The 22,569-nt window shown below is 38.8% G+C and carries 17 protein-coding genes and 2 pseudogenes; 2 read left to right on the top strand and 17 right to left on the bottom strand.

Going from position 1 to position 22,569, the window contains the following annotated elements; all coding sequences use genetic code 11:
• Positions 1 to 16: 16 nt before the first annotated feature.
• From FTX43_RS07200 to FTX43_RS07140, 12 genes and pseudogenes are all read right to left on the bottom strand, one after another.
• On the bottom strand, positions 17 to 883 hold the full coding sequence (locus tag FTX43_RS07200; RefSeq protein ID WP_002291228.1) for a GRP family sugar transporter: 867 nt from the start codon (positions 881 to 883) through the stop codon (positions 17 to 19).
• Positions 884 to 971: 88 nt separating this feature from the next.
• Positions 972 to 1,997 (bottom strand): two-component system sensor histidine kinase SapS, encoded by a 1,026-nt coding sequence (sapS, locus tag FTX43_RS07195; protein WP_147606935.1) that lies wholly within the window; start codon positions 1,995 to 1,997, stop codon positions 972 to 974.
• Between the two features lie 17 nt (positions 1,998 to 2,014).
• Positions 2,015 to 2,689 carry a two-component system response regulator SapR gene (sapR, locus tag FTX43_RS07190; RefSeq protein ID WP_104866672.1) on the bottom strand — a complete coding sequence of 225 codons (675 nt, stop codon included), beginning with the start codon at positions 2,687 to 2,689 and terminating at the stop codon, positions 2,015 to 2,017.
• Between the two features lie 183 nt (positions 2,690 to 2,872).
• Positions 2,873 to 3,766, bottom strand: a complete 894-nt coding sequence (locus tag FTX43_RS07185; protein WP_002291235.1) for a class C sortase — start codon at positions 3,764 to 3,766, stop codon at positions 2,873 to 2,875.
• A gap of 74 nt (positions 3,767 to 3,840) precedes the next feature.
• On the bottom strand, positions 3,841 to 5,559 hold the full coding sequence (locus FTX43_RS07180) for a SpaH/EbpB family LPXTG-anchored major pilin (RefSeq protein ID WP_002336033.1): 1,719 nt from the start codon (positions 5,557 to 5,559) through the stop codon (positions 3,841 to 3,843).
• On the bottom strand, positions 5,552 to 6,865 hold the full coding sequence (locus FTX43_RS07175; protein ID WP_104866670.1) for a pilin N-terminal domain-containing protein: 1,314 nt from the start codon (positions 6,863 to 6,865) through the stop codon (positions 5,552 to 5,554). The genes FTX43_RS07180 and FTX43_RS07175 overlap by 8 nt, the downstream gene beginning before the upstream one ends.
• Positions 6,866 to 6,872: 7 nt before the next feature.
• Positions 6,873 to 11,429, bottom strand: a pseudogene (locus FTX43_RS07170) (SpaA isopeptide-forming pilin-related protein); the annotation flags it as partial.
• 240 nt (positions 11,430 to 11,669) lie between these two features.
• Positions 11,670 to 12,188: a phosphatase PAP2 family protein gene (locus FTX43_RS07160; RefSeq protein WP_002291243.1), complete on the bottom strand. Its 519-nt coding sequence runs from the start codon at positions 12,186 to 12,188 to the stop codon at positions 11,670 to 11,672.
• Position 12,189: 1 nt separating this feature from the next.
• Entirely contained in the window at positions 12,190 to 12,810 is a 621-nt protein-coding gene (locus FTX43_RS07155) for a YesL family protein (RefSeq protein WP_002291244.1), read from the bottom strand.
• Entirely contained in the window at positions 12,807 to 13,661 is an 855-nt protein-coding gene (locus FTX43_RS07150; RefSeq protein ID WP_002329578.1) for a carbohydrate ABC transporter permease, read from the bottom strand. The genes FTX43_RS07155 and FTX43_RS07150 overlap by 4 nt, the downstream gene beginning before the upstream one ends.
• Positions 13,658 to 14,569: a carbohydrate ABC transporter permease gene (locus FTX43_RS07145; protein WP_002291248.1), complete on the bottom strand. Its 912-nt coding sequence runs from the start codon at positions 14,567 to 14,569 to the stop codon at positions 13,658 to 13,660. The genes FTX43_RS07150 and FTX43_RS07145 overlap by 4 nt, the downstream gene beginning before the upstream one ends.
• A 40-nt stretch (positions 14,570 to 14,609) precedes the next feature.
• On the bottom strand, positions 14,610 to 15,944 hold the full coding sequence (locus FTX43_RS07140) for an ABC transporter substrate-binding protein (RefSeq protein WP_002342901.1): 1,335 nt from the start codon (positions 15,942 to 15,944) through the stop codon (positions 14,610 to 14,612).
• 207 nt (positions 15,945 to 16,151) lie between these two features.
• Here FTX43_RS07140 and FTX43_RS07135 point away from each other — a divergent pair, with 207 nt between their 5' ends.
• Positions 16,152 to 16,982 (top strand): manganese catalase family protein, encoded by an 831-nt coding sequence (locus FTX43_RS07135; RefSeq protein ID WP_002286789.1) that lies wholly within the window; start codon positions 16,152 to 16,154, stop codon positions 16,980 to 16,982.
• Between the two features lie 72 nt (positions 16,983 to 17,054).
• Here FTX43_RS07135 and FTX43_RS07130 read toward each other — a convergent pair whose 3' ends face one another.
• Positions 17,055 to 17,738 carry a helix-turn-helix transcriptional regulator gene (locus FTX43_RS07130; protein WP_147606933.1) on the bottom strand — a complete coding sequence of 228 codons (684 nt, stop codon included), beginning with the start codon at positions 17,736 to 17,738 and terminating at the stop codon, positions 17,055 to 17,057.
• A gap of 73 nt (positions 17,739 to 17,811) precedes the next feature.
• Here FTX43_RS07130 and FTX43_RS07125 point away from each other — a divergent pair, with 73 nt between their 5' ends.
• Entirely contained in the window at positions 17,812 to 18,414 is a 603-nt protein-coding gene (locus tag FTX43_RS07125) for a flavin reductase family protein (protein ID WP_042958579.1), read from the top strand.
• Positions 18,415 to 18,619: 205 nt separating this feature from the next.
• Here FTX43_RS07125 and FTX43_RS07120 read toward each other — a convergent pair whose 3' ends face one another.
• The 4 genes and pseudogenes from FTX43_RS07120 to FTX43_RS07105 all read right to left on the bottom strand — a co-directional run bounded on the left by FTX43_RS07120 (position 18,620) and on the right by FTX43_RS07105 (position 22,414).
• A complete protein-coding gene (locus tag FTX43_RS07120; RefSeq protein ID WP_002314527.1) occupies positions 18,620 to 19,195 on the bottom strand; it encodes an SOS response-associated peptidase in 576 nt (191 codons plus the stop codon).
• 477 nt (positions 19,196 to 19,672) lie between these two features.
• On the bottom strand, positions 19,673 to 20,254 hold the full coding sequence (locus tag FTX43_RS07115; RefSeq protein WP_002336038.1) for a TetR/AcrR family transcriptional regulator: 582 nt from the start codon (positions 20,252 to 20,254) through the stop codon (positions 19,673 to 19,675).
• Positions 20,255 to 20,437: 183 nt separating this feature from the next.
• Positions 20,438 to 21,064 (bottom strand): annotated as a pseudogene (locus FTX43_RS07110) (cysteine hydrolase).
• A 21-nt stretch (positions 21,065 to 21,085) separates the two neighbouring features.
• Entirely contained in the window at positions 21,086 to 22,414 is a 1,329-nt protein-coding gene (locus FTX43_RS07105) for an FAD-containing oxidoreductase (RefSeq protein WP_002336041.1), read from the bottom strand.
• Between the last annotated feature and the right edge of the window lie 155 nt (positions 22,415 to 22,569).

The raw sequence follows: 22,569 nt of genomic DNA, 5'->3' as shown, positions 1-22,569 counted from the left end.
GGTTGGAAAACAGTGATTAAACTGTTTTCATGTACCCTAAAAGGATACCACCTAAAATGACTAAAAGGCAACCAACAATAACATAAATGAGCTCTTTTTTCGTTTTTCTTTCGCCAAGGATGAAAATCCCGCCTAAAGTAGAGATAATGATCCCCATTTGTGAAAGTGAGAATCCAACAGCTAAACCAAGGGATTTGACTGTAAGAAGCATACAGATATTACCTAAGCCCCATAATAATCCACAGATCATGTTTTTCCATACAAATTGATCTACTTTAACTTTACGGAAAGCAAAGAAGCTTGCACCTAAGATCATTCCGATACTTTGAGGTAAGATAATTGACATCGCATCCAAATTCGCCCAGTTGACAATGATCGTATATACGCCATAACCAATCGTAGAGAAGATCAATGCTCTAAAACCCTTACCAAAATCAAGCATTTTATTATCTGTATCTATTTTTCCTTCGTCATCTTGTCGTGCCGTCAAATACGCACCGCTTACAAGAAGAGCTAAAGCAATAATACCGTATACATAATCTTTCGTTTGTGTCCATTCTTGGAAGAAAACGGCTCCCGCAATCGTATTCAAAATTAATTGAAAACCAGTAGACAATGGTAACCCTACAGAAACACCCATGTACTTCATTCCATGGAATTGTCCATTTTGTCCAACACTCCAAGCTAAGCCAGATAAAAATCCGATCAAGAAAATCCAAGGGGTGATTACAGGACTAACAACGAAAAAGACAACTAAAGAAAACAGAAATGCACCAATCGTCATTCCTAGTGTTTGTTGATTGGCATCGCCACCAATTTTACCACTTACTAAACCAATACTACCCCATGCCAACATAGGGACTAATGCTATTAAAATTTCCATAACCAATCTCCTTTTATTTCACATGATAAGAAACTTATCAGCGAAAACGTTAACAACACAAGCGTTTTTTTTCGTTTCTAACGATTTTCTAACGTTTTTCATTATAAAAATTTAAGATTGGGAAAAATAAAGTCATTGTCGTCCCTTTTCCTTCAGTTGATTCAGCCGTCAATTGGATACTTAATTTTTCTGCCAGATTTTTTGCCAAATACAGGCCTAATCCTGTTGAATGCGTTTTGCTAAGTCGTCCATTTCTTCCAGTAAATCCCTTATCAAAGATTCGTTTCAAATCTTCCTCCGGAATACCGATTCCTGAATCTTTAACAGAAAGACTGACTCCTTGCGCTTCCTTTTTTATGCTCACCATGATATTTCCGTGGTCCGGCGTATATTTGATGGCATTGCTAAGCAGTTGGTTGAAGATAAAAGCGACCCATTTAGCATCAGTCAAAACAGTATGATCCTCACCAATGATTTCGTAGCGAAGATTTTTTTGGATAAAATAATTGGCCTGACTGCGTATCACAGGCTGGATGATTCCTTTCAATCCATACTCTTGGATGAGATAGTCCCGCGAGAAACTGTCGAGTCTTGCATAATACAAGACTTGCTCTACGTATTCGTCGATTTTTGATAATTCATTTTCGAGTAAGGTATACTTTTGATCGTCAATATCGAACTCGATCGAACGAACCAGTAACTTGGAAGCGGAAAGTGGTACTTTGATCTCATGGACCCATGAGTCAATATAATCTTTTTGGTCTTGTTGATTGCTGATTGCTGATTGCATCACTTCTTGATGTTCGCGGATCAGCTGATTGATATATTCTTCTACCAGTTTTTCTTCTTCTGTCCGCCCGCCACTCAAATAATTTTGCAAAGGAGATGTTTTTTGTATGTCAGCTAACTTCCCCCACCATCTTCTTTTGCTCAAGTAGCCGCCTAGCAGATAAAAAATCAGAAAGACGCCCTCGATCAAAGCTAAATAAGCAATCGTGCTCAAATCCACTTTGATATTTGGGGCTAGCCACATCACAAAGATCGTTAAGGCAATAAAAAACAGCCATCCCAAGATCAATGTCCACTGATCTTTCAAATATTTAAAGAAATTCATCTTAACCGCTCATCCTTTCAGGGAACGATATATCCCTGTCCTACTTTTGTTTCGATATATCCTTGGATACCTGCCTGTTCGATTTTTCGGCGTAACCGATTGATATTCACTGTCAATGTATTGTCATCTACAAACCGCTCGTCATCCCAAAGTGCTCGCAGCAATTTTTCACGGCTTAAGATCTTTCCGTTGTGTTTCATCAAAATAAATAGCAGGCGGTATTCATTTTTGCTCAAATCAATGATCTCTCCATTGATCTCCATACTTCCGTTGTCGACATTCAACGTAATACCATTATGGCTCATCATCTCACTGGATAATTCTTTGTAATTATAAGAACGGCGAAGCAACGCATTGATTTTGGCAATCAGTACATCGATTTGGAAAGGCTTTGTCACAAAATCATCTGCTCCCATGTTCATGGCCATGATCATATCCATATTCGTATTCCTGCTGGAGATAAAAATAATTGGTACTTTCGATACTTCACGTATTTTTTGACACCAATAATACCCATCCAAAACAGGAAGATTGATGTCTAGCAATACAAGCTGTGGTTCTTCTCTTTCAAAGTCTGAAAATACTTGGTTGAAATCGGTCGTTCCAAAGGTTTCGAATTGCCATTTCTCAAGTTCTTCCATAATCAATTGTCGAATGATTTCTTCATCCTCGACTACCATGATTTTTGCCATAAAAAATCCCTCCATCTTTCTTCTTGCTTCTACAATATCAAAGAAGCCTTTGTGAAACAAGTTGGCTTACCTGTAAAATGTCATTTTAGAAAACGTTCAAAAAAACTGGAAATAGGCGATTTAATCGCTTTTGTCTCTTCCAAGCAGCTTAAATTTATTATGTTATTCTTAATAATTGGTCTATCATCTGTTATTTTTCTTTGGTTGTTTTTGTCTTTTAAATTTTCGATAACCCCAATAACCGAAAAGAGTAAGTATTAGCAATACACCTAATAAGAGCGCAAGTAATCGATAAAGATGGTATCTTTTTGTCTTTTCCATCTTCGAAGAGGCTTCTTCTGTAAAGGGGACTCGCTTTCCTGTCACTAGTAACCTGTGGGTGTTCACAGTATAAGGTGTGCAAGTAATAAGTGTGACCAGATCCTGTTTTTCTCTGATTGCTAATGTATCTGTTTTTGTTGGAAGGACAACGATTTTCTCAACGACTTCATAAGCGAGCATCTGACCATATACTTCAAGATAGAAACGGTCATTTTTCTCCATTTTTTCAAGATCTGTAAACAATTTTTTCTCAGCAACACCGCTATGGGCGGTAATGACGGAATGTGTATTTTCTCCTCCAATTGGAAAAGAGGTACCTTGTAGAACTGTCGCTCCTCTATCTAATAAAAGATCATTTGTTTCATCGAATAAAGGCAAGCTAACATTGATTTTCGGAATATAGATTGCTCCGATCATATGTTGTTCGTAGTATTCTTTTCCTGGATTTCGGACATCTCTAACCGCTTGTTCAAAAGGATCTTTGACTTGACCCATTCCTGGGATGGCTGCCGTACGAGCAAGCGCCTGATTTTTCTTTTCTTGTACTGCTAATCGTTGCTCATGTTTTTCTTCTTTCTCTCGTGCAAGCTGTTTTTGATAATTCTCGATCCTTCTTTGGTCCAAATAATTGCTGAGAGCATCAGCTAAAAATGGATATGTAAAAACTGCAGCTCCTGTAAGAAACATCACTGCCATGAATAATTGTAATAACATACTGATTTTTGTTTGAGGTCTTTTCTCTGTTTTCTTTTTCATTTTCTTCACCTTCTTATTTAAAAAAACTGCAGCAACCTTTATAAAAACCGATTGCTGCAGCTTATTTTTGTTGCTTATACTTCAGACTTCATTTTAGATTTACGGTACCAGCTGTAAGCCCCAATCATCAAACTTAGACCGATCAGCAAGAATGCTAAGATCCCGTTTCCTCCAGTAGAAGGAAGAAATCCTTGTCTTACGTTTGGTACGCGTGCTGCTCCTGGATACTCATAGTCCACAATCACAAGTTCATCATCATAGCTACCATATTCTACATTGAACTCTGTGAAAGCTGCTTCACCTGTTGGTAAAACATATCCTTCTGGTGCTACTGTTTCTTTCATGAAGTATGTTCCGTAATCTAATCCAACAACTTCGAAGTATCCTTGGTCATTTGAGACAAATTCTGTTGCCTCTACACTATTATCACTTACCCAATCGATTGTGATTTCTTCTGCATCAGCACCTGACTCATAAACAGATAGACGTACGCCATCTTTATAGAAAACAGCATAAGCAGTTTTCTCTTCGTTCCACAATTCAAATCTTGCACCGTCTAGTAAAGCATTGCTTGAAGCATCAAACTTTTCAAATCTTCTCCCGCCAGTCGTTACTTCTTCTGGTGGCACGCGACGTTCGTTGTAGTCATACTCGTCACCTCTACCGATTTCGATCAATGCTGTATTGTTATGGAATTCATCTGCATTGATGATTGCGTTGACTTGCAAGTCATAGGTAACAGTTAATTCCCCGCCACGATGATTCCCTAATTTTTCAAGCGTTGCTGTGTTCGGTATACCTCCTGTTTCAAGAATGATCTCCACGGCAAAACCGTTACCCGCTTTTGTTACTGTATAATCAGTATCTTTTATCAGTGTTGTATCTCCTGCTTGTACAAGGAGTTCCTGATCAAAATAACTCAAACCTTCTGTTGGCGTATCTGTGATCGCGAAATGCGTGATGACTGTTGTATTGTCCTCATTGATTTCATCAATAAAGTAAGGAATCGGTGCAGTTATTGTATAAGAAACTGTTTTTCCTTTTTCCAAGTCAACATATCGGATCGTTTCTTCTTCACCATTTTCATTGCGAATCGTCACAGTTCTAACGTCTGCTTCATCTACATTCATTTCTTTGGAAGAATCTTGGATTTCATTTTTAGGATATAAGTGTACATCGGTGTTGTACGTATCTTTCCAAGAGGTTCCATCCCATACACCGCCAATAATATCTGGCATCATAACTGGCATCATGACAACCATTGGAGACGCGATTCTTGAAATATGAGCTGGTGAATATGTTTCTAAGAAGAGATAGACTTTATCTCTCGAAGAAGGTGCCTCTTCCGTCACTTGGACATTTTTGAAAACAGATTCACCATTTTCGCCAGTCGTCTGCTTATCTATACTTTCGATACCATAAGATACAAACCATGCTGCTGTGTGATCTGATTGGATCAAAGCAATCGCAGCGGCAGGTTCTAACCCATCATCATCTATGTCAGTTGTTCTAGGGTCATCTTTCAGCAAATTATAATAGACATCTGTAACATCAAACATTTCAAAATCGACGCCTGGAAGATTCTCATTACCAAAATCATCTGATATCAACCCGCTATTCGGTCGTTCTTCAGGCACAGTCGTGAATGCTTTTTTGTGTAATGTGATCGTCACTTCACTTGGTTTTTCCGTGACTTCTTCAGCGTGAACTAATTTTCCATTTCCAAAACTTCCTAATCCTACAGCTGCGAGCAACAGTGCACTCATCCCCATGGTCATCATTTTTTTATTCATTTTTTTCTCCCCGTTCTTTTTTTATTAATAAAACAGCACCTAACAACAAAAGGATTCCTAACAAAGAAATCAATGTTCTTGCTTCATTGGTTTGTGGAAATACGGACCCTTTCACAGGTTGATTTGGATTGCTTGGTCCACTTGGTTCTTTCGGTTTGTCCGTTGTTTCTTTTATGGTCTCGTTATACACGCGTGGTGTTGCTGATTCATAGGCAGAGGCTGGAACTTTTCCGGATTCCAATTCAGCCATCTTCTGCCCATTGACCATTACATATTGCGGCTGTCCTTCTGCATCCACCCAAGATTCAGGGACAATGACCTCGATTTGCTTACTTGCTTTGTCCATTTCGTACCCTTCTACACTTTTCAATTCCTCAAAATAATAGGTACCAGAGGGCAAAAATCGTTGACCTGTCGTGACTAGACCGTCTTTATCTGAAATGAATTTGCTTACATTTTTATCATTCAAAGGATCGTTGTTTGCTGGTTTGATCCATTGATTTTTCAAGTCATTCGCAGGAGCCATGTCTAAATAATATTTTTCTCCTTCTATCATCTGATACAGAGCAAAAACAGCACCTTCTAATGGGCGTCCTTTTTCGGTTGTTCCTCTTTGTCGTCCATACTTGAAAAAGTATGGATCTCTTAAATAACCGACATTTTTAGGATAGATATGGATCTCTTGCAGTTCCTCGGTTGGTTCTGTTGGATGATAGATTGGCAAAACAGCAGCAATCGGGATTGCTGTTTGATCAATATCCACATTCAACCCGATTTCCGGATCAATTGATTCTTCAAAAATCAAATAAACTGCATCTCGATCTTGGTTTTTCTTAGGTACTTGGATGCGTGCAATCCCATCTCCTAATCCACCAACCGTATCTTTTCCAGTCGTTACCGACTCCCCAACCTGGGCAAGTCTTTCTTCTGTGATCAACTGACGGATATTGTTTCTGCTCGTTTCAGCGATTTGCTGGACGAATTCTCTAGAGGTCATGTTCTCAGCAGCTTTTTTGTCATGATAATAATCGGTCATATCGTAAACGGCGAATGTCGCTCCATTTAGCGGGACCGTCTGCGAAATGATATCTGCTGTTTTTCCCGCTTCCTCAGAGATAGCCAGACCGTCATTTTCATGGAATTCAAATTGGTCGTTATAATCGATATCTCGAATCATCCGTTTATGCAATACAAATTCCACAACGTCTTCCCCTAATTCTTCTGCCGACATCGTTTGAGGAAGAAGGACTGCTACAAATGGCAGTAAAACAAGTAATTGAAGCATCAAACACAACAGCTTTTTCATTACCTTGCCCCTCCTTTTTAGATTGTCTGACATGCAAACCATAGGCTGCACCGGCAAGTGCCACGAAGAATGCAGCAAGCAGGATATAGAACAATCGTCCGGATCCCCCTGTAGCAGGCAATGGATTTTCAGAATCGTTCCCGACACTAAGCTGTAGCCTGATTCGGTTCGTATCCAAAAGTTCATACTCTAATTCTTGCTGCAGATCAGGAGTCTCTGCTTCTTCGTTTGGATAATAAGAAACCTCAACTTTTAGTGTCCCGGCTTCTTTTCCTGGAACGACCCGATCATTTTCCACTTCTGGTTCTTCACGATAACTAATTTCTAAAATAAAGTAGCCTGGAAGTTTCCTGTAGCCGTCCGGCGACTTCACTTCCTTGATCCGATAGAATCCTTCCGTCAAATCCAAAGCATTGAATAGGGAAGAATCGTTTGGATCTGGTGCCAAGCCTCCGACGATGAGTTCATAGTCTCCTGCACTATTTTGTTTCTCAATTGAAAATTCTGCGCCTTCAAGACGTCGACTACTTATACTGTCAACTTTCAAAAGTTCCAGATCGATTGGTGCTAGTTCATCTTCTAAGGTTACTTGTAATACACCATCGATGATGTCATAACCCTCCGGTAACGGATCAGTTTCGTCTTCGATGACTGTCTCTCCAATGACAAATTTCCCTTCTTCATTCAGTGCAAACTGGAATACTTGATCAGACAATTGATACCCGTTTGGTGCAACAGATTCTGAGACCTCATATTCGCCGATAGATAAACGCAGCGGCTGGCTGTATTCTAAATCGACATATTTCTCTACACCGACTGTATAAAGATAGAAGTAACCGATTTCAGACAAACGTTTCGATTCTTCGGGTTCTAACGGGTTGCCTGTGTATGCTCGATACAGCGGGAAGGAAGAATCCCCTATTTTCCTGATATCAAAACCTGCACCATCTAAAGGATTGCCTTCATGATCTAATTTTCTAACTCGGATCTCCCGATAATCAAACGTATTGTAAGCAGTAAATTCTACCCATAATCGGCCCTCTTCGTCTGTTGAATGGGTGAGATATTGCCAATTTGCTTCACCTGTTTGTCTAAGCTGGATGGTACCTGCCTCATTATCGTACAGTCGCAAGATCCATGTGTCGTTTTCGTCAGGTTCTTTGAAACCTTCTGGGCTTTGACTTTCAACGATTTTGTATTCTGCATAGTTGGCATTTTCTTCATTGTCTATATGAATAAATGAATCTGGTTCTCCAATAGGATGAATGACTTTCTCACCCTCCACGAGCAAATATTCTCCACTTTCATTTACTGAATAGAATGTGAGCATTCCTTTCTCTTCGTCTGCTTCATTCGCACCAGAGATTCCTTTAGCTACCGGCGTTCCAATTTCAAGTCCGCTTCCATCGGTTTGATAAAGTTCAAACTCTGCCCCATTGATTGGCGTAGTGCTTCCTTCAATTAATTTATTGATGTTCATGTGGACTGGCTTGAATTCATTCCGCATTTCCAATTTGACATACAAGTCTTCATAATCCGTTTCGTCCTCATTGACATTTTGAACAATTGAAAGTTTGTGGTATTCGCCTTCATAATAAGAATCAGGATCGCTACCTTCTTCTCCACCAACTCTTACTCCTGAAGTATTTGCTGCTACCAACTCATAGTGACCAAGCGCTGTATCTCCGCTGGAACTATATTTTTTGATTTGGAATTGATACGTCTCATCCACTAACTGATAACGTGGCGGTCCAGCGATCTCTCTGATCCAGAAAATATCACTGACAGCACCTGTTTCATCCCCCAGCACAGGGATCTTCGTTTCGAAGATTGCCATTCCATCCGCTGTAGTTCTACTTGTTTCGATTGGTTCGACCTCTCCAGCATCCGGATTTTGATCGTATAATGCAAATTCGATTCCTGCTAAAGGTTCCCCATCTTGCCCCGTCTTGCTTATTTGGAAATTCCGGTCCTTATGCTCATAACGTATAGATGACGTTGGAAAATACATTCGCCCGTTCATAACATCGTTTTCATAATCCTCCAAGTTTTGGATATAGGCCATATTGTTCACTGCATAGAAGTTCCCGTCTTGAGCTCCTGCATCCAATTTTACTTGATACTTGATTCTGACCATTTCTCCTTCACCTAACGAGATTGGAGAAAATTTATAGGCTTGGTTTTCTCGCCCAACATACGTTGTTGGTGTCGCTACTACTTCTGGTGGCGCTTGTCCATGACGCGCTTCATCCCATATTTCTGGCTCTTGGTACTTCATGCCGTTTTCTCCTGGATCTAGATGGTAAAACTGAATATCCGCCGATCTGCCAGCTCCAAACGGTGAAACATTAAATCCAGTTTCATCATAAAGTGTGGCTTGCTGGATCGTTTTCTTGAAGGTAGAGGAGATATCCTCCAAGGCTGTAATGATGTCATTCTTGTTATTCGCATCGTAATAACGCGGTGTTGTGCCATCATCGTTTAAATCAGCAATGTTTTTTAATACATTTCGTCCGATTGCATCGAGCCGCTGTCTACCGGCAATACTTCCGTCAATTCCTAACCCAATGGAGAAAATACTTGGCGGGTTCTCTTGGTACTTGTTTTTCAGCCAATGATGATATGCAACAGTATTGATGGCTGACGACTTTTCTTGTGAAGTTGGACTACCGTTAGTATCATTGCTTGCGCTTCCTGTACCAACCCAGTGAGTTGCTTTATCATCACCTTCTTTTACTTCTCCGTAACGATATTGCACATTTGTTCCATTAACAGGACGGTCAAAGTCAGATGCATAGGTAACTGGATAAGTAAATCCTGCATTAGAAGTATTCCCAGAAAAGGTTTCAAAGTTTTTGAACAAATCACCACGATCTATGGCAATCTTATCCCCCATGACACTCCAACTGCTCCAAGCTCCCCAAATACTTGTGCGAGATCTTGTTTGGATCGGTGCATAACTGAAGGTGGGTGTTCCGGCTCCTACGACGATCAGGATCTTTTCTGGATTTCTATTTTCTCCGCCGTTATCCGCATACAATGTTTCATAACCATTTTTAAGTCCTAGTGTAAGCGGCGTTCCTCCGATGGGTGTACGATTCAGTGCTGTATTCTCACTACCTGTTAGACGATTGATGTCATTTGTCAACGGAAAGATGTCCGAACTGATTTGTTCCTGGTTATTGATGACTGTACTATTATGATAAAAATTCACCATACCGATCCGAATATCCATATTTGGGTCGGATAGCAGATTTTCACTAATTTCATTTACCGCTTCTATCAGTGCCGCATTTTTACTTTGTCCTCCGCCTTCCAGTGTCCCTTCATTCATACTGGCTGATTTATCTAGAACAAAAACGATATCGATTGGACTGATTTCTTGTTTCTCACTTCCGATCACATCTAGATAAACGTTATAAAGTGTCGTTGCATCTTCAGGATGTAAGTCAGCCGTTGGATTGTTAGAGGGAACTGGTTCTACCCATTTTTTGATATATGCCCCGTTATAATCCAAGTAACTGTTTTCAAAATTCCGTTCATCTCCCCAAAGCTGAACAGTTTGCGCTGGCACATTTACATCTTCTTCGCTTGCAGCTGATCCATTATCAGCCGCATAGTCGTAATTTCGCCAGTTCGCTCCCCCGATTGTGTAATCACTATCATCGATTAAGTTCTCTCCATCATATGGTGAGCCTTTTTCTCCCTGATAGTGTTCATTGCTTTGTGACCAATTTCCTAATACTTTCGTATAGTCATTCGTTGTAAATCGTGGATAGCGGTGCTGATCGTTTTCAGCTATTCCGCTAGGATAGATATATTCATATGGATCTTGCGTAGCTGTTGGTCCAAGACGCTCTAAAATACCGTTGAATAACCGGCGTTGAATGCGTTGGAGTGCTTGACCTCTGGGCACGATTGGTGCGTCCAGCTCTTCCGTTTCATTTTCTTCGCTACGTTGATTTTCAGCGGAATCCTCTGTATCTGTTTCATTTTCTTGTAATTCTTGACTAGCTATTCTTTCATCGACCACCACTTGAAGAGGTAGTTCCCCTTCATTCACATCTGGAATCTTTTCTGTTTCAAAAACCAATGTGCCGGTCTCAGCTTCTTTCGAATAAAATTTTCCGACATACCATTCTTGACCATCGATTGTCTCGACTTTTAAGTCTTCTCCATCTTCATCGTAAGAGGAGAGACCTGTTCCCCGAACGTTTTTTACAGTACCAATGCCGGCAGCAGCTGTATCGATTGCTAAACGTATCCTTCGTTCGCACTCTCTTTCTTTTCAAAAGCCAGATGCCATTCAAACGTTTCTTCTTTTTCGATATACCTCCCTTCGATTTTTGCATAATCCTCATCTAGAAATACCTCATCCTCCTTCACTTCTGTTGACTCAGCAGCTACATCCAATGCTGTCATATGATAGACAGACTGGAAATACGGTCCAAATAGCAGACTGACAGCTGCTAACTGCAAAAGCTTCAATTTTACCCCCTTTCACATTCTTATACTCCTTTCTAAAACATGTGTCTTCTTTCTCAACAAACACCAAAAACAACATCTATCTAATTATAATCTAATTTAATTTTAACTTTAAATCAAACAATATCCATTTTAGTTAAAAAACACCAATTATACAACACTTATTATTAAAATTAGATTATAAAATTTTATAACAATCTCATTTAACAGAACTCAAGTTATTAAGACAGGTAAATAATCTCCGACTATTTCCTTGAAAAACAAAAAAATAAAGCACGAATGCGTATTTACGCACTCATGCTTTATTCATGCAATTGATTCAGATAACGGCAGCACACAAGATACCGATAACACTTCCTAAAATAGCTCCTCCTAAAACATCAGTAGGATAATGTAAAAGTAAAAAAATTCTTGAATAAGCGATCAAACAAGCAAATAGAAAAGCTAGTATTCCTGCAATACGACTTAACTCGAACAACGCTGCTACAGATAAAAAAGCAAGTGCCGTATGCCCTGAAGGAAAAGAAGAAGTCTTCGGTTTACTTGTATAAAGGACAAGCCGACGATTTTTTTCATAAGGTCTTTTCCGTTTTGTCGTTTTTTTAATGAGAAGTAGACCAACAAAAAAATAGATTAGACTGCCTATAAGAATAGCTAGACCATATTCTCTTGTATCAGGTATCAAAACTAAAACCGTAGCAAGGAGCAGCCAAATAAAACCGCCATTAGAGATATTACTGATAAATTTCAAAAAATTGATTTTCCGATTGTCCGTTTCTCGTTGTTTAGCAAACTTATTGATAATACTATCATCGATTTTAGCAATCAAACGCAGCATGTTATTCCTCCTTTTTAAGACCCTTTTCTTGCGTACGATGGATAAAAAGCAGGACTTGAAAATAAAACAAGAAGCTGAAACCTAATAAAGCAAGGTAGACTGGTCCTGCAAACCATAATGCAATCAGAAGTATCGACGTGCCTGCTAAATAGAAAAGTGCACTTTTAAAATCATTAAAAAACAAGAAAAATGCTGCAATCCAAGAGACTTCTTTTTGATTTTCCAGTTGAAGCAAGATTTTGTAACTAAAAAGAACAGCACTTAATAGAAGCAAAAACAACGTAGTATACATCAATGTATAGCCAATTCTCCCACCCAAATAATGGAAAATCCGATAATCGATGAATAAAAGAAGAAAATAACTACTTGCTAAACTATCTTGCTTTCCATAAAGAGAAAGATTCTCACGAAACTTCTTCCAGTATAATGAACTGAGCTTTTTCTCTTCATTTTTTTTGTAATAATAAATCATATAGAGAACTGTTCGACTTGCCGTTCCTAATGTGAAAACAGGCAAGACGCACAGGAACCACAGTAGCTGTAACTGGATAAGACGCGGAATCCATTCAATGATTTCTAAAAAATAATCATTGGCTCTTTTACCAATCGACCGATTCATCATCCTTTTGATCCTCCTGTCAAATCCATTCCTTCAATGAAATAACGTTGTGCAAAAAAGAACAGCAAGATCGTCGGAATCAAGACAAGTGTTGCTCCTGCCATCAGATAATTCCATTGTGTCGTCGCTTGGTTCTGAAAAACTTGCAAGCCAATCTGCAACGTGTATTTTTCTTGATCTTGGATATATAACAGAGGACCTAAGAAATCATTCCAAGCCGCGTTGAAGGAATTGATTGCAATCGTGATTAAAGCAGGTTTCGTCAATGGAAGCATCAAATGACTCCAAATATACAAATGATTCGCTCCGTCGATTTCAGCAGCTTCGATCAATTCATTATTGATCGATAAGTAAAATTGACGCATCAGAAATATATTGAACGCATTGCCGAAGAACGATGGAACGATCAGGGGCAAATAAGTACCTACCCAGCCGATCTTGGAGAATAATACATATTGAGGAATCATCGTTACAAACCCCGGGATCATCATCGTAGAAAGAACCAAAGCAAACATCAGCTTTTTCCCAGGAAAATCAAGCTTCGCAAATCCATAAGCAATAAAAGAATTCGAAAGGACATTACCGATCACTACTAGCACAGTGATGAATAACGTATTTCTTGCATAGCGCCAAAAAGGAAATGCGGCAATCGTATCCAGATAGTTTTCCCATACGATTTTTTCTGGGAAAAAGGTCGGAGGATAACGAACGATTTCTTCCATCGGTTTCAATGAAGTAAATACCATCCAAAGCAATGGAATGAGCAAAATAATTCCTATTATCGTCATAAGCACATAGCTTAGCATCTTTTTTGATTGCCGATTCACACTGGTTTTTTTAAAATAATCCATCATTTGCCGTCACCTCCAGAATAATAGACCCATTTAGGTGCAAGCTTCAAATTGACGAAGGTCAGAACCAAAACGATCAGAAATAGGATCATCGACATAGCCATCGCATATCCCATATCAAAAGCGACGAACGCCTTGTTCCACATATGCAGATTATAAAAAAGCAAGGAATTTGCAGGTCCACCTGTTCCATTTTTCGTCATGACATAAGCTTCTTGAAAAATTTGGAAAGAACCGATCGTAGAGGTGATCACATCGTAAAAAATAATAGGAGTGATTAATGGCAAAGTAATACTTTTGAACTTTCCCCAAACGCCTGCTCCATCGATTTCTGCTGATTCATATAAAGATCTAGGAACATTTTGTAATGTAGCTAAGTAAAGTAGCATTGCTCCTCCAGAGCTCCATATTTTCATCAAAATCAACGCAGGTTTCGTCCATTGTGGATCAAACAACCAAGCTGGTCCAGGGATATGGAACCAGCCCAGAAATGTGTTGATCAATCCTGCAGATGGAGAAAGCAGCTGCATCCATAAGATGTAGACTGCTACTCCTGATAAGACTGCCGGTAAATAGAAAACTGTACGGAATACACTGATTCCTTTGATTTTTTGATTGAGTACTGTGGCTAAAAACACACTGAAAATCGTCGTCAGCGGTACATTGAAGATGACGAAATAAACGGTGTTGTATAACGATTTCCAAAATAAATCATCATGAACGAACATTCTTTTGAAATTTGCTAGACCAATGAAATTCATCTTGGATGTCAAATTATAATCGGTGAAACTACCAATAACTGAAAAAAGCATAGGCCCTAGCATAAAGATTAAAAAACCGATAATAAAAGGCGAGATAAATAAATAGGCCCATCTTGCTTCTTTTTTCTTTCGGATAGATAAACGCTTCAAATTTTCTTGCCTCCTCTGTACCTAGACAGTCAAAAACGGATTATTGATTTTGCTTGACTAAGTTCTCTACTGCTTTTTGTGCATCTGCCAATCCTTCTTTTGCTGATTTTGTTCCTAAAAGAATCTGGTCGATCTGTTCATTCACTAATGTCGTATAATCCGGTGCATCTAAAGGAACTGGTGTGATCACCGTATTTTTAAAGTTTTCGTCCGCCATTTGATAGATCATTTTCCCTTTGTCCGTTAGGTTGTCATTATTCACTAAATTCTCGTTGGCTGTTTTACTTGCCATGATATCAAAACTTTTTTCGCCGAATTTTTCTTGTACTTCTGGAGAAGAAAGATATTTGATGAATTCATAAGAGGCTTCAGGATCTTTTGCTCCGTATGGTACTTCCAAGACGAATCCGCCACCCCATGACCAATGACCTGAACCTTCCTCTTTTTCTGGAAGCTGCATCACGCCAAAATCAAAATCATCCGGTGCGTTTTCCATCAAGCTAGAGTAATAATTAATGTTTTGGGCGCGCATGGCTACTAATCCAGAAATAAATGGATCAGACACACCAGAACCAAATTCTGCTTCTAATTTGTTGATTGTATTTTTTCCATAATAATCTTGCCAGTCTTGAATCCATTCTAAGGCTTCCACTTTGTTTTTAGTATCAATCTTGACCTTTTCGTCCTTATCAAACCAACTAGTCCCGTTGTCTGCGTTTAATGCCCATACATCAGCACCTAAATTCCATAATGGATAAAAACCGATACGCGTAAACTCTTTTCCTTCTTTTTTATCTAGTTTACGTGCTGTTTCTTCTAATTCATCCCAAGTTGTCGGTAGATCTTGTTCGCTGATCCCAGCTTCTTTAAATAACTTTTTATTATAAAAAATGACTTGTGTATCTGTATTGAATGGGATGGCATAAGGATCACCCTTATATTCTACTGTGTCCCAAAGCTGGGGATAAAAATCCTTAGAAGTATCTTTATCTACATACTCGGAGAGATTGGTTGCTTGCTGTGCTTCTGCTCTTTGCGCAACGGAATTTATGTCCTGTACAATAACATCAGGTGCATTTCCAGCCGTTATTGCAGATAAAGATTTGGTCCAAATATCCCCCCATGGCTGATACTTATAATTTACATGGATCTCGTCTTGTGATTGGTTGAAATCCTCAATGATTTCTTCGATGGCTTCTTTTCGTGCGCCCGACCCCCAAAAGGACCAGAAATCAATATTTTTTCTTCCATCACTTGTTTTTTCAGAAGAATTTGCTGCACTTGAGCTGGCATCGCTTGTATTACTTGATCCGCATCCTCCTAATAAAAACAATGCTGAACTTGCCAACAATCCTGTAAACAATAATTTTTTCATATTTTACCTCCAAATTTTAATGTAACCGATGTCGGTTTTAATATAACGATATCATTTTGTTCTGAAAATAACAATTTATAAGGTGTGATTATCGAAAAATTATTAATGATACCAACACTTTATATAATTAGCGAGCGTTTTCTTTGGATTTTTTAATCTTTCGTAGCAGAATGAGAATGTATTAAAAAAAGATTAGGAGGAATTTTGATGTTTAGACACCAGAAAGAATTGCAGTTTGAGGCAAAACCAGATCGTCCGAATCCATTAATCGCGAAATATCTGCAGGAGCTGATCGGAGGCCAATATGGCGAGATGAGTGTAGCTATGCAGTACCTATTCCAAGGTTGGAGCTGCCGAGGAGAAGAAAAATATAAAGATATGCTGATGGACATTGCAACAGAAGAAATCGGCCACGTAGAAATGTTGGCGACAATGGTTGCTCGTTTATTAGAGGGTGCGCCTGTTGAAGATCAAGAAGCAGCGATGCAAAAAGATCCAACAATCGGTGCCATTATCTCTGGAATGAATCCACAGCACGCGATCGTAGCTGGCTTAGGACCTCGTCCTGCTGACAGCGTGGGCAATCCATGGAGCGGTGCCTATATCATTGCGAGTGGCAACTTGTTAGCAGATTTTAGAGCTAATTTAAATGCCGAATCACAAGGAAGACTTCAAGTAGCACGTATTTACGAAATGATCGATGATCGTGGCGTAAAAGATATGCTGTCTGTTCTCCTTGCAAGAGATAGCTATCATCAAAACCTATGGGAATGTGCAGTGAAAGAATTAGAAGAAAAAGAAGGTTCAATCTTAGTCCCAAGTACTTTCCCGCGTGACAAAGAACGAAAAGACATTGCTTATGACTTCTATAACTTCTCAGAGGGAGACCAAAGTAGTGAAGGTTCTTGGGCTAGCGGCAAAGCATTGGACGGCGAAGGCGAATATCAATGGTTGAAAGAACCTAAGATCGAAGGCGCTGCACCAAAATTAGAACCAGTAACACCAAAAATGTATGGGACACCTCCATTCAAGAAATAAAAAACATACGTAGGAAAAAGGTTGCGACAAGATTTTTGTCACAACCTTTTTATTGTATTAGAAACGACTTTCCTATTGGCTCGATTCAAATTTTTGGAAAAATAAATTCCCTTCAGCAATTAAGCGAACACCTCTGTTTTCTGGATTCAATGTGCTATATTCTTTCTCTTTACACCATCGGAAAAACGCGTTCCCGAGATTTCCTCCTAAATGAAATGTTCGTTCTGTCCAATCTAAGCAAGGCTTCACAAGTACTCCAGATTGTTTTTTCAGTGCGTCAATATCTATTCCTAAGTCTTTGAAATAACAAACGCCTTCTTCTGTAAGTTCCACATGATGGTTTTCCATCACAAGATAGTTGTTGTGAAGGAGAAAGTTGAAAAAAACTACACCTATCACACCGGCTAAATGCCGATAACAAGATCTTCCTGCTTTTAATTCACTATATTCTTTGTTTTCATTAAATGATTTGATCGGTTTAACCGGACTAACTACCATAAGATTTTCTAACAAATCAGCGATTTCCAGAGATGATAATCGATAATAGACATTTCTTCCCTGTTTATAAGACATCACCCAATCAAGAGAATGAAGTTTTTTTATATGATAAGATGCTGTGTGATCTTTTATTTTTGCTTTCTTTGCTAGTTCATGCACGGTATGGAATCTTCCATCCATCAATAAAGTAAGGATCTCAAGTCGCGAATGATCTGCTAAGAGTTTAGTCGTTTGCTGAAGATGAGGAAATCCAGCCATTTTTTTCTCTCCTTTCACACATCGATGAGCATCGAGGAATAAGCTTAGTATACTATATTCAGAGGTGAGGATTATGTTTAAAAAAATGGAAAAAGAAAGTTTCTATTACGGATTTCCCGTCGTGCTGATGACGACTAAGGATGAAATGACTGGTAATGACAACCTCACGCCAATCAGCTCCACTTGGACACTTGGCAAAACGATTGTCATTGGAATCAGCATGCACAGTAAAGGGTATACAAATTTAAAAGTGGGACATGCCGTTACCTTCAATCTTGCAGATCAAACACTTTGGGAAAAAATCGAGAAAATCGCAAAGACGACAGGCCATCCTATCATGCCCGATTATAAACAAAAAGCTGGCTATTCCTTTTGCTCTGACAAATTTCAATTGGGAAAATTCACGAAACTAGCAGGTGAAGAAGTTGCAACTGTTCGGATCAAAGAATGCCCGATTCAAATAGAAACGTTGGTTCAACGAATTTCAACTAGAGAAGACTTTGCTATTGTAGAATGTGAGATCGTAGCTATTTTTGTAGAAGAAGGGATTTTACATGATCCAACTCATATCAATGTGGATAAATGGCAACCTCTTATCTATAAATTCAGAGAATATACAACTGCCAACCAGTCGTTAAGTTTGAATTTTAGATTCCAAGAATTCAAAGAGTCGTAATGATAAACATCGTTAGGTATAAACAAAAAAAGACTCGCAGCACGAGTAAAAAACAAATAGAAGCTATACCTTAGAAAGGTCGACTGTGACTCTATAGATGCAGTATATGCAGCTTATGAGCATTTCTTCTGTTCTCTTTGTTTTTGGGATCTGTGCTGAAGTCTTTTTTGTTTTTTGCCGATCTTTCTTTAAAAAATCGAATCTGTTATACCTTCTCCATTACTAATTCAGGCATCTGCTGAGTAATGATTTTTCGCGCAAAAGAAATATCTGTTACCCAAGGTTCGATTTGTTCTTCAGTCAAAACAAGAGGCATTCGGTCATGGATTGGTGCGACTGTGCGATTAGGTTCAGTAGTCATTATGATTGATTCTGCCGTTTTTTCATCGTGATGGCTACGATAAAAGCCGCCAATATACACTATTTTTTCCTTATTTGAAAACATAAATTTGTCTTTTTCTTCATTCCACTCATAAAAGCCGCTCATTGGGAAAACACAACGATTTTGCAAAAATGGTTGATGAAAGGTCTTTTTTTCTTCTACTGTCTCTGCCCGGGCATTGATCATCAATTGTCCTTTTTTAAATCCGGTAAATCCCCACTTCATGATTTCCGGAGTGAGATTGTTTTCTTCCTTTTTTCTTAATGTCACAACAAGATTTGACGGAAAAATTTCTCCAGCTGCTAATTTTGCTGCCTGTTCCGGTTGTTTCTTCTGGGCTTCTCGATAATAATTCTGAAGGAGCTCCGACTCTAGATCAAAAAAATAACGACCACACATCCTAATACCTCCCCCTCTTTTTATCTATCATACACTGCAACAAGAAGTTCATACCAACAAAACGCTTTCAATGAATAGAGAATTAAAAAAGTTGCGACAAACTCTCCAGTAAACGTTTTTCTCATGCCAACTCCTCGGTCACAAGTCACAATATTCAACAAACATGAGAAGCTGTTTTTTGAAATTGCTCCTTGTGACTCAGAGTGAAACGGCAAGTTCACGACCTCTGGGTAAACGGTGTTCAATCAGCTGACCCTCGGTATTAGCTCAACAAATGGCAAAATATGAGGAACTATTTTGCCGTTTGTTTCTCTAATACTCAGGTCAAAACGCTGATTTCACAACCTCTGATTCACGGTGTTCCAGAAGTAGCTTCTTCGAAAAATAAGCCGAAATTTCACAAAAATTTGAGAAGCAATTTTCGTAAATTCCTTCTTATTTCTTGAAGCTGACCACTTCTGTCACAACCTCTAATTATTAAAGAACCTTTTGCGAAGTTAACAATCTTTCTTTGATCAATTGGAAATTCTGTCTAAGTAGTGATAGATCTTGTGTGACTTTCAACAATAAGATACTGCCCTGGATTTCAGCAATCAACGCTTTGGCTTGACGGTCTGCCTCTGCATCGGACAGTTTTTCTTCAGAAAGTGCCAAGATATTTTGTTTCGTATACTTGACCCATTGATTGACTAATTCTAGTAGCAATAGACGGAATTCTTCATCCACTGTACTCAACTCAATAATCAAATTCCCCACAGGACAGCCATGATAAGTGATTTGTGCCTCATGATCAGCGAAAATCCAATCCAACATTTCTTCTAGTGCTTCTTCTGGCTGTTTTCCAGCATTTAAGATGTCTTCAAACAATTCTGTCTGCCACACGTCCATATGCGCATGGATCACCGCTAGACAAACTTCTTTTTTTGAAGAAAAGTAATAATAAAATTGACCTTTTCCCGTCTCAGAAGCTGCTAGAATATCCCGGATTGACGTTTCATGATAGCCTTTTTTATAAATAAGATCTTTGGTCGCTTCCAAGATCTTTTCCTTTGTTTTCAATGATATTCTCCTTTTTCATCTCTCATAGTCCTATATTATACAATAAAATCATCATTTTATCTTCCTAATCGTTTAAAAAAAGACTGTGCCAAATTATCTGACACAGCCCTCACTATAAAACTGTTCTCTTGTAGCTAGATGTTCATTGATTCAAGAACTGCGAGGACAAAAGCAGTTCCTATCTTATGATAGTTGCTCTAATACTTTCTCTGTTGTCATCACTTGATCTGCAATAAAACCAAAGTTCGTCAACGCTGCATCCATTGCTTCTTGGCCAGGAGCACCAATTGCATCTGTCGCTACCACAACATTGAATCCACTCTCTACCAATTCACGCATATGGGAATCGCTACACAAGTTTCCGTTCATTCCTCCGAGAATTACTGTGTCGATTCCATTTTTTCTCAATTGAAGCGCTAAGTCGTTGCTTTCTGGTCCAAAGATTTTATGAGGAGAGCTGATAATCGTATTTTCATCCAAATATGGTTTCAATTCTTCGATAAAATCGGCTCCTGAACCTTCTTCCACTGGTTCATATTGACTTTTTCTAGCAAACATCTGCTGCTCAAGCATCATATGTTCTCCTGCACCGCCAAATTGCCATTTATGGTCATGTGGATAAAAATTATGAGGAGAAATAAAGAGTTTGTATCCTTTTTCTTTTGCTTGTTTCACCATTTCAATCATATTTTCGATCGTATTGTATTTTTATAAGATATCTTTTGTCAAACCAAAGCCACCGCCTGCTGGTTTCAAGAACTCGACTTGCGGGTCAGTTAGAACTACTGCTGTATTTTTGTTGTTGAACATGATAAATTCTCCATTCGTTATTTATTTTAATACATCATTTAGAGCTTCACTCATTGTTGGATGAGAATAGATTTGATCTCTCAATAACGTATAAGGAAGTTTTCCATTCATAGCTAGCGAAATCAAGTTGATGACTTCATGAGAATCTTCCGCATAAATACTTGCACCTAGAATCAAGTCAGTTTCAGGATCAACTAAAACTTTGAATACCCCTTTAGGATCTTCTAATACTTGTGCTTTAGGAACACCGCTTGTCATATACTTGAATAATTTGTAATTGACGCCTTGAGCTTTGGCTTGTTTTTCTGTTAATCCTACATTGGATAAAGTTGGAGTGATAAATACACTGTAAGGCACAGCTTTCCGGTTATTCGTTGTTCGTGTATTCTCGCCTTTCAACTGATCCATGATAATTCGATAATCATCTAGAGAGATATAAGTGAACTGCAGTCCGCCTTTGACGTCTCCAATCGCCCAAATGTTTTCCGCATCTGTACGAAGGTATTCATCTACAGCGATTGCTCCGCGATCGGTCAGTTTAACATCTGTATTTTCTAATCCAAGAGAAGCTGTATTAGCTTTTCGGCCAGTTGCTGCTAAAACTTTAGATGCTTCAATCGTTACTTTTTGACCATCTTCTGTAAAGGTAACGGCAGCTGTTGATTCTTGGTCTGCTACTTCATCGACAGTCACACCTAAGTGGAACTCGATCCCTGCATTCGTCAAATCTTCTAAAATCATTTGTGCGATGTCTTCATCTTCACGAGGAAGAAATTCAGGATGGGCATCAAGAACGATAACTTTAGATCCGTATTCATTGAACATTGATGCAAATTCCAGACCAATATATCCAGCCCCAATGATCACTAATTTTTCCGGTAATTGTTCCTGATCCATTGCTTGCGTAGAATCAATCAAGTAGCGACTTGTATTCAATCCTTTGATTGGTAAAATGATTGGTTCAGAACCAGTATTGATGAAAATCCGTTCGCCTTCAACAATTACTTTTTCACCATTATTCGTCACTTCGATTTGATGGTTAGAAAGAAAACGTGCTGTACCGTCCATCACTGTCCCAGTCGCCTCATCGCTGATCATATGATAATTTTTGGCGCGAAGCATGCCCGTCAATTTTTCTTTCCGAGCAACAGCCTCTGTAAAATCGATTCCTCTTTCTCCATTGAAAATCAATGATTTAGAAGGAATACAGCCGATGTTGATACATGTTCCGCCATACATACGTGTTGACTTTTCAACGACTAAAACCGATTCGCCTTTTGAAGCTAACGCCTTCGCTAAAGTCTTACCGCCCTTTCCAAAACCGATCACAATATTTTGATATTTTTCCATCCTTTTTCCCTCGCTTCTTTTTTACCTACCGATTGGTACAAAAATATGATAACCGATAATCGTCTATTTTCCAAATCATCTGCTTTGTTTGTCAAAAAAACCAGACAAAAAGCGGTCCTTTCACGTTTTTAGTCTGGTTCGATTTCCTTTATTCT

It is taken from the genome of Enterococcus sp. DA9 (assembly GCF_008000875.1).
In the GTDB taxonomy this organism is placed as follows: domain Bacteria; phylum Bacillota; class Bacilli; order Lactobacillales; family Enterococcaceae; genus Enterococcus_B; species Enterococcus_B lactis.
This window is presented reverse-complemented; position numbering and strand designations above follow the sequence as displayed.

Excerpts from the sequence above, each read along its gene's own strand:
- FTX43_RS07175 (WP_104866670.1), bottom strand. The coding sequence starts at position 6,865 with ATGAAAAAGCTGTTGTGTTTGATGCTTCAATTACTTGTTTTACTGCCA.
- FTX43_RS07140 (WP_002342901.1), bottom strand. The coding sequence starts at position 15,944 with ATGAAAAAATTATTGTTTACAGGATTGTTGGCAAGTTCAGCATTGTTT.
- FTX43_RS07120 (WP_002314527.1), bottom strand. The coding sequence starts at position 19,195 with ATGTGTGGTCGTTATTTTTTTGATCTAGAGTCGGAGCTCCTTCAGAAT.
- FTX43_RS07125 (WP_042958579.1), top strand. The coding sequence starts at position 17,812 with ATGTTTAAAAAAATGGAAAAAGAAAGTTTCTATTACGGATTTCCCGTC.
- FTX43_RS07200 (WP_002291228.1), bottom strand. The coding sequence starts at position 883 with ATGGAAATTTTAATAGCATTAGTCCCTATGTTGGCATGGGGTAGTATT.
- FTX43_RS07180 (WP_002336033.1), bottom strand. The coding sequence starts at position 5,559 with ATGAATAAAAAAATGATGACCATGGGGATGAGTGCACTGTTGCTCGCA.
- FTX43_RS07150 (WP_002329578.1), bottom strand. The coding sequence starts at position 13,661 with ATGATGGATTATTTTAAAAAAACCAGTGTGAATCGGCAATCAAAAAAG.
- FTX43_RS07130 (WP_147606933.1), bottom strand. The coding sequence starts at position 17,738 with ATGGCTGGATTTCCTCATCTTCAGCAAACGACTAAACTCTTAGCAGAT.
- sapS (WP_147606935.1), bottom strand. The coding sequence starts at position 1,997 with ATGAATTTCTTTAAATATTTGAAAGATCAGTGGACATTGATCTTGGGA.
- FTX43_RS07105 (WP_002336041.1), bottom strand. The coding sequence starts at position 22,414 with ATGGAAAAATATCAAAATATTGTGATCGGTTTTGGAAAGGGCGGTAAG.
- sapR (WP_104866672.1), bottom strand. The coding sequence starts at position 2,689 with ATGGCAAAAATCATGGTAGTCGAGGATGAAGAAATCATTCGACAATTG.
- FTX43_RS07135 (WP_002286789.1), top strand. The coding sequence starts at position 16,152 with ATGTTTAGACACCAGAAAGAATTGCAGTTTGAGGCAAAACCAGATCGT.
- FTX43_RS07185 (WP_002291235.1), bottom strand. The coding sequence starts at position 3,766 with ATGAAAAAGAAAACAGAGAAAAGACCTCAAACAAAAATCAGTATGTTA.
- FTX43_RS07160 (WP_002291243.1), bottom strand. The coding sequence starts at position 12,188 with ATGCTGCGTTTGATTGCTAAAATCGATGATAGTATTATCAATAAGTTT.
- FTX43_RS07155 (WP_002291244.1), bottom strand. The coding sequence starts at position 12,810 with ATGATGAATCGGTCGATTGGTAAAAGAGCCAATGATTATTTTTTAGAA.